The sequence below is a fragment of the Schumannella sp. GW821-FHT10F01 genome (assembly GCF_058809295.1).
Genome location: NZ_JBXASM010000026.1, coordinates 1 through 6962, shown reverse-complemented (window position 1 = coordinate 6962; position 6962 = coordinate 1). Strand labels below are relative to the sequence as shown.

General features: G+C 73.0%; 3 protein-coding genes and 1 pseudogene. All 4 read left to right on the top strand.

Annotated features, from left to right (window positions below; translation table 11 throughout):
- A partial coding sequence (locus AC1RSJ_RS16570) for an FHA domain-containing protein (RefSeq protein ID WP_493119579.1) occupies positions 1-438 on the top strand: 438 nt, incomplete at its 5' end.
- Positions 435-4418, top strand: a complete 3984-nt coding sequence (eccCa, locus tag AC1RSJ_RS16565; RefSeq protein WP_493119578.1) for a type VII secretion protein EccCa — start codon at positions 435-437, stop codon at positions 4416-4418. The genes AC1RSJ_RS16570 and eccCa, both read left to right, overlap by 4 nt.
- Before the next feature lie 159 nt (positions 4419-4577).
- Entirely contained in the window at positions 4578-6242 is a 1665-nt protein-coding gene (locus AC1RSJ_RS16560) for a GspE/PulE family protein (RefSeq protein WP_493119577.1), read from the top strand.
- Between the two features lie 239 nt (positions 6243-6481).
- Positions 6482-6962 (top strand): annotated as a pseudogene (locus AC1RSJ_RS16555) (hypothetical protein); the annotation flags it as partial.

The window sequence follows — 6962 nt, the reverse complement described above, 5'->3', positions numbered from 1 at the left end:
GCCGAGCGCCCCGCGCCGGCGCAGGCCGAGCCGGCGGCCGCCGCCGCCCCCGCGCAGCCCGCGGCACCCTCCGCGCCGGCGCCCGAGCCCGAGCTCCTCCTCGTCTTCGACACCGGCCAGCGCGAGCAGCTCCCGACCCCGGTCGCGGTCAACCTCGGCCGCTCGCCCGCCGCGACGGAGGCCTCCGACCGGCTCATCGTCGTCGCCGACCCCGAGTCGACCGTCTCCAAGACGCACCTGCGACTCGAGCACGCGCGCGGCCGCACCTGGGTCACCGACACCGGGTCGACCAACGGCACCGAGCTGCTCGACGAGGACGGCGGCGCCGTCCGCCTCGCCCCGGGCGACCGCACGGTGCTCGAGGAGGGCACCCGCGTGCGCGTCGGCAACCGCGCCTTCACCGTGAGCCTCCTCGTCGGGGGACAGAGGACAGCATGACCGGATCCCGTCTCGCCCCGCCCCGCGTGCCCTCCGGCAAGATCGCGGTGCAGCCGCCGCCCGAGCTCCAGGCCTCCGAGGGCGGCTCCGGCCTGCTCAGCTCGATGCTCCCGATGCTCGGCAGCATCGGCTCGATCGTCATGGTCACCGTCTCGAACAGCGGCCCGACAGGCTTCGTCACGGGCGGCATGTTCCTGCTCTCCTCGCTCGGCTTCGTCGCCGTCAACGGCTGGCGCCAGCGCTCGCAGCGCAACTCGCAGGTGCTCGGCGCGCGGCGCGAGTACCTCGCCTACCTCGGCGAGCTGCGGACGACCGTGCGCACCGCCGCACGCCAGCAGCGCCGCGCGGCGAACTGGGTGAACCCCGCCCCGCAGGCGCTCACCTACCTCGCCGAGGAGCGCACCCGCGTATTCGAGCGGGCGGCATCCGACGAGGACTTCCTCACCGTGCGCCTCGGCGTCAGCGACCAGCCGCTCTGCGTCAGCCTCGAGGCTCCGGAGCTGCCGCCGCTCGCGCAGCTCGACCCGGTCGCCGCCTCCGCGGCGCACCGCTTCATGCTCACGCACGAGGTGCAGCACAACCTGCCGCTCGCCCGCTCGCTCCGCGACGTCTCGAAGGTGGAGATCACCGGCGACGATGAGGACGAGGTGCGCGGCCTCGTGCGCTCGATGCTGCTCGGACTCGCGACCCTGCACGACCCGGACACCCTCCAGATCGCGGTGCTCGCGGAGGACGGCGCGCTGCCGCAGTGGGAGTGGGCGAAGTGGCTGCCGCACACCCACTCGCGCCGGGTCTCCGACGCCATCGGCCCCGCGCGGATGATCGCCGGCTCGATCGACGAGCTCGAGGAGCTGCTGCCGGCGGACCTGCGCGAGCGCTCCCGGTTCGGCGCCGCGGCGGGCACGCTGCCGCACGTGGTGATCGTGTCCGACGGCGTGCCGCTGCCGGCCGGCAATCCGGTGGTCAGCGAGGAGGGCATGCAGGGCGTCACCGTCATCGACCTGCCGAGCCGCTGGGGCGAGCTGCTGAACCCGGGCGTGCTCCGCGTCGCGTTCGGCGGGGCCGCCGGCGTCGAGGGCACCGCCGAGCTGCTGCAGGTGCGCACCCAGTCCGAGCGCGTCACGCCGGACTACGCCAGCATCACCGAGGCGGAGGCCACCGCCCGCCGCCTGCTGCCGCTGTACTCGCCGACGGCCGCCGCCGCGGGCGGCGGAGCGGCGACCCAGCGCCAGATGGAGCTCGTCGACCTGCTCGGGCTGCCGGACGTGCGCGACGTCGACTTCTCCCAGTCGTGGAGCGGACGGCTCGAGCGCGACCGCCTCCGCGTGCCGATCGGCCAGGACACGACGGGCGCGCCGATCGTGCTCGACATCAAGGAGTCGGCCCAGCAGGGCATGGGCCCGCACGGCGTGCTCATCGGCGCGACCGGCTCGGGCAAGTCGGAGGTGCTCCGCACCCTCGTGCTCGCGCTCGCGATGACGCACTCGTCCGAGCAGCTCAACTTCGTGCTCGTCGACTTCAAGGGCGGCGCGACGTTCGCCGGCATGGCGGGCATGCCGCACGTGTCCGCGATCATCACGAACCTCGGCGACGAGATCTCGCTCGTCGACCGCTTCCAGGACGCGCTGCAGGGCGAGGTGGTGCGACGGCAGGAGCTGCTGCGGGCCTCCGGCAACTTCGCGAACGTGTCCGACTACGAGAAGGCCCGCCGCACCGACCGTCCCGATCTCGCACCGCTGCCGGCGCTGCTCATCGTCGCGGACGAGTTCAGCGAGCTGCTCTCGGCGAAGCCCGAGTTCGTCGACAGCTTCATCAACATCGGCCGCGTCGGCCGCTCCCTGCAGGTGCACCTGCTGCTCGCCTCGCAGCGGCTCGAGGAGGGCAAGCTCCGCGGCCTCGACACCTACCTCTCCTACCGGATCGGCCTCCGCACGTTCTCCGCGGCGGAGTCGCGCGCGGTGCTCGGCGTGCCGGACGCGTACACGCTGCCCCAGGAGCCGGGCGTCGGCTATCTCAAGGCCGACACCGAGACCATGACCCAGTTCCGCGCCGCGTACGTGTCGGGGGCGCCGAAGCGCCGCCGCCGCTCCGCCGCGCGCGCCGCCGGCGGCGACGGCGTCACGATCGACCCGCTGGCCGACGTCGAGCTGTTCACGGCCGCGCGCGTGCGCCGCGACGAGGCCGACGAGGAGCAGGAGGCGCCGACCCCGGCCGCCGCGGTGGCCGCGGAGCCGGAGGAGAAGCGCTCCACCTTCCAGATCGCGGTCGACCGGATGGAGGGGCAGGGCCCCGCCGCCCACCAGGTCTGGCTCCCGCCGCTCGACCTGCCGGCCTCCCTCGACCAGCTCATGCCGGATCTCGCGCCGGACCCGGAGCTCGGCCTCATCTCCCGCCGCTGGCGCGACGCCGGATCGCTGACGGTGCCGCTCGGCATCGTCGACGTGCCGCTCGAGCAGCGCCGCGAGAGCCTCACCGTCTCCCTCGGCGGCGCGGCCGGTCACCTCGCGATCGTCGGCGGTCCGCTCAGCGGCAAGTCGACGCTCGCCCGCAGCACGGTCGTCGCGCTCTCGCTGACGAACACCCCGCGCGAGGTGCAGTTCTACGTCATCGACTTCGGCGGCGGCTCGTTCGCGGGCATGCACTCGTTCCCGCACATCGCCGGCATCGCGACCCGCTCCGAGCCGGACGTGGTGCGCCGCACCGTCTCCGAGGTGTCGAGCATCATCGACGCCCGCGAGGTGTTCTTCCGGCAGCAGGGCATCGACTCCATCGACACCTACCGGCAGCGCCGCGCGCGCGGCCAGGTCGACGACGGCTGGGGCGACGTCTTCCTCGTCGTCGACGGCTGGGCGACCATGCGCGGCGAGTTCGAGCAGCTCGAGCAGCAGGTGCAGACGATCGCGGCCCGAGGCCTCACGTTCGGCGTGCACGTGATCGTGACCGCGGCCCGCTGGCTCGAGATCCGCGCCAACCTCAAGGACCTCATCGGCTCCCGCCTCGAGCTGCGGCTCGGCGATCCGGCCGACTCCGAGATCGACCGCAAGGCCGCGGCCAACGTGAACGCCGGGCACCCGGGACGCGGCCTGAGCCCGCGCCGGCTGCAGATGCTCACCACCCTGCCGCGCATCGACGGCTCCGGCGACGCGTCGTCGCTGTCGGACGGCATCGAGGACCTCGTCGCGAAGGTGAGCGCCGCGTACACCGGGCAGCCCGGGCCGAAGCTGCGCCTGCTCCCGGAGCTGCTCCCGCTCGACCAGCTCCGCGCCCAGGCGGGGGAGACCCGGAGCATCCTGCTCGGCGTCGACGAGGCGCAGCTCGCGCCGTTCGCGATCGACCCGCAGGCCGAGCCGCACCTGTTCCTCTACGGCGACGCCGACTCCGGCAAGTCGTCGATGCTGCGCGGCGTCGTGCACGAGATCATGCGGCTCTACACGCCCGCGGAGGCGAAGATCTTCGCGATCGACTACCGGCGCGCGCTGCTCGGCGAGATCCCGCAGGAGTACCTCGGCGCGTACCTCACCTCGCACGACATGGCCATGTCCGGGATCGGCGAGCTGTCGGCCTTCTTCGCCAGCCGGATCCCGGGGCCGGACGTCACTCCCGACCAGCTGCGCTCGCGGTCGTGGTGGAAGGGCGCCGAGGGCTTCATCCTCGTCGACGACTACGACCTGGTCGCGACCTCGCAGGGCAACCCGCTCGCCGCGATGGCGCCGCTGCTCGCGCAGGCGTCCGACCTCGGCCTGCACGTGATCCTGACCCGGCGCGCGGGCGGCGCGAGCCGCGCGGCGTACGACCCGATCATCCAGCGGATGACCGACCTCGGCACCACCGGCATCCTGCTGTCCGGCAACCCGGAGGAGGGCGCGCTGATCGGCAAGGTCAAGCCGCAGCCCGCGGTTGCCGGCCGCGCGCAGATCGTGTCGCGCGACCGCGGCCTCATCAGCGCGCAGCTCGCCTACGTGCCCCCGCAGTTCCAGTAGCGCCGGCGGACCCTTACCCCCCTGAAGCGGGTATGGGGCGAAACGACACGCGCGTCTAGTGTCGTGATCGCAGGGGAGAGCACCCGAAAGGCTCACCTCGCACTGCGCACCGGCGGGGGGTCGGCGACGCAGATGGTTCGTCATTCTGAGGGGGGTGACATGACCTCCCTTGCCGAGATCCTCATCATCCGCGGCCTCATGCCGATCACCAGCATCGACGCCGTGTACTCGCCGGACTACGACGAGAACGCGGTCGTGCAGAAGCTGCTCGACGAGGGCGTCCTGACGCCCGCGTCGCTGGCATCCGCCCGCGCAGCCCAGCTGGGCCTGGCCTTCGTCGAGCTGCTCGACTACCCGGTCGACTCGACCGCCGTCTCGCTCGTGCCGGCGGCGATCTGCCGCCGCTACGAGGTGCTGCCGCTCAGCGTGCAGGGCGACCAGCTCACGCTCGCCATGGCCGACCCGGGCAACGTGCTCGCGATCGACGACGTGCGCGCCGCATCCCGCATGCGCATCAAGCCGGTCGTCGCCGAGCGCGCCGACCTGCTCACGGCGGTCGACAAGTTCCACCGCATGGACGGCGAGCTCGACTCGCTGACCAGCGTGCTCGAGGAGGAGGCCGCACCGTCGGCCGACGTCGCCATCGCCGACGGCTTCGAGGACGACGCGCCCATCGTGCGCTTCGTGAACCTGCTCATCAGCCAGGGCATCCAGGACCACGCGTCCGACATCCACCTGGAGCCGGGCGAGCTCGAGCTCACCGTGCGCTACCGCATCGACGGCGTGCTGCACGTCATGCAGCGCGCGCCCAAGAACATCCAGAACGGCGTCATCTCGCGCCTGAAGATCATGTCGGACATCGACATCGCCGAGCGCCGCAAGCCGCAGGACGGCCGTCTCTCGGTGCGCCACGGCGGCCGCCAGATCGACCTCCGCGTCGCGACCCTCCCCACGGTGTGGGGCGAGAAGGTCGTCATGCGAATCCTCGACAACAACGCCACCAAGGTGTCGATGGACCAGCTCGGCCTGACCCCGCGCAACGCGGAGGCCTACCGCCGGTCGTACACGAAGCCGTACGGCATGATCCTCGTCACCGGCCCGACCGGCTCCGGCAAGTCGACCACGCTGTACACGACGCTCAACGCCGTCGTCCGCCCCGAGATCAACGTGATCACGGTCGAGGACCCGGTCGAGTTCCGCATGGCGGGCATCAACCAGGTGCAGGTCAACAACAAGGCCGGCCTGACCTTCGCCAGCGCGCTGCGCTCGATCCTCCGATCGGACCCGGATGTGGTCCTCATCGGCGAGATCCGCGACCACGAGACCGCGCAGATCGCGATCGAGGCGTCGCTGACCGGCCACCTCGTGCTCTCGACGCTGCACACGAACGACGCGCCGAGCGCCGTGACGCGACTCACCGAGATGGGCATCGAGCCCTTCCTCGTCGGGTCCGCGCTCGACTCGGTCGTCGCCCAGCGACTCGCGCGCCGTCTCTGCGACCGCTGCCGCCAGCCGTACGCGCACGACCCGGAGGACCTGCACCGGCTCGGCTTCGTCGTCGACCCGTCGCAGCCCGCGCCGGAGCTGTACCAGCCGGTCGGCTGCTCCACCTGCTCGAACACGGGCTACCGCGGCCGTCTCGCGCTGCACGAGATCATGAGCGTCTCCGAGGAGATCGAGCGGCTCACGGTCGCCCGCGCCTCGAGCGCGGAGATCAGCAAGGTCGCGATCTCGCAGGGCATGACCACCCTGCGCATGGACGGATGGGCGAAGGCCGTCGCCGGCCTGACGTCGATCGAGGAGATCCTGCGCGTCGTCGCCTAGGCGGCCGTGCAGTACTGGGGGGAAATCTGATGGACAAGCCTGTTTACGACATTCCGATGTCCGATGCTTCCGGGGTGCCGTTCGGCGCTCCGGCACCGGCGCCGCCGACGGACCGGGGGCTCTTCACGTCCCCGCCGCCGACGTTGACGCCGGATGGAGACCCCGTCTCGGGTGGGGCCGGCACCCCCTCCGCCGCGTTCACCGCGTCGCCCGCCGCACCCGAGACGGTTCTGCCGACCATGCCGCCGCCCACGTCGGCGCCGACGATGGCCGCCGCGCCGCCCGTGCCCGCCTCGAGCGCGCCGGCGGAGCCGGTCTTCGTGCCCGAGTTCGCGCCCGCCGACTTCCCGGCGCCCGACTTCGCGGCGCAGGACTTCCCGGCGCCCGACTTCGCGGCGCAGGACTTCGGCGTGCCCGAGTTCGGCGCGCAGGCCTACGACCTCGACGCGCCCGCCCCGGCGAGCCACGTGATCGACCTCGACGCCCCGCTGCCCTCGCACGCCGCGCCCTCGCACGCCGCGCCGGCCCCGTCGTCGGCCGTCTTCGACCTCGACGCCCCCGTCGCGTCGTCCGCCGTCTTCGACCTCGACGCCCCGGCCCCGGCCGCCCGCGTCGTCGACCTCGAGGTCCCGGCCCCCGTGCCGGCCGCGGCGTTCCCGGCTCCGGCCGCGGAGCCCGTCGTCGCCGCGCCCGCCGTCCCGGCCGCGCCCGCCCCGGCTC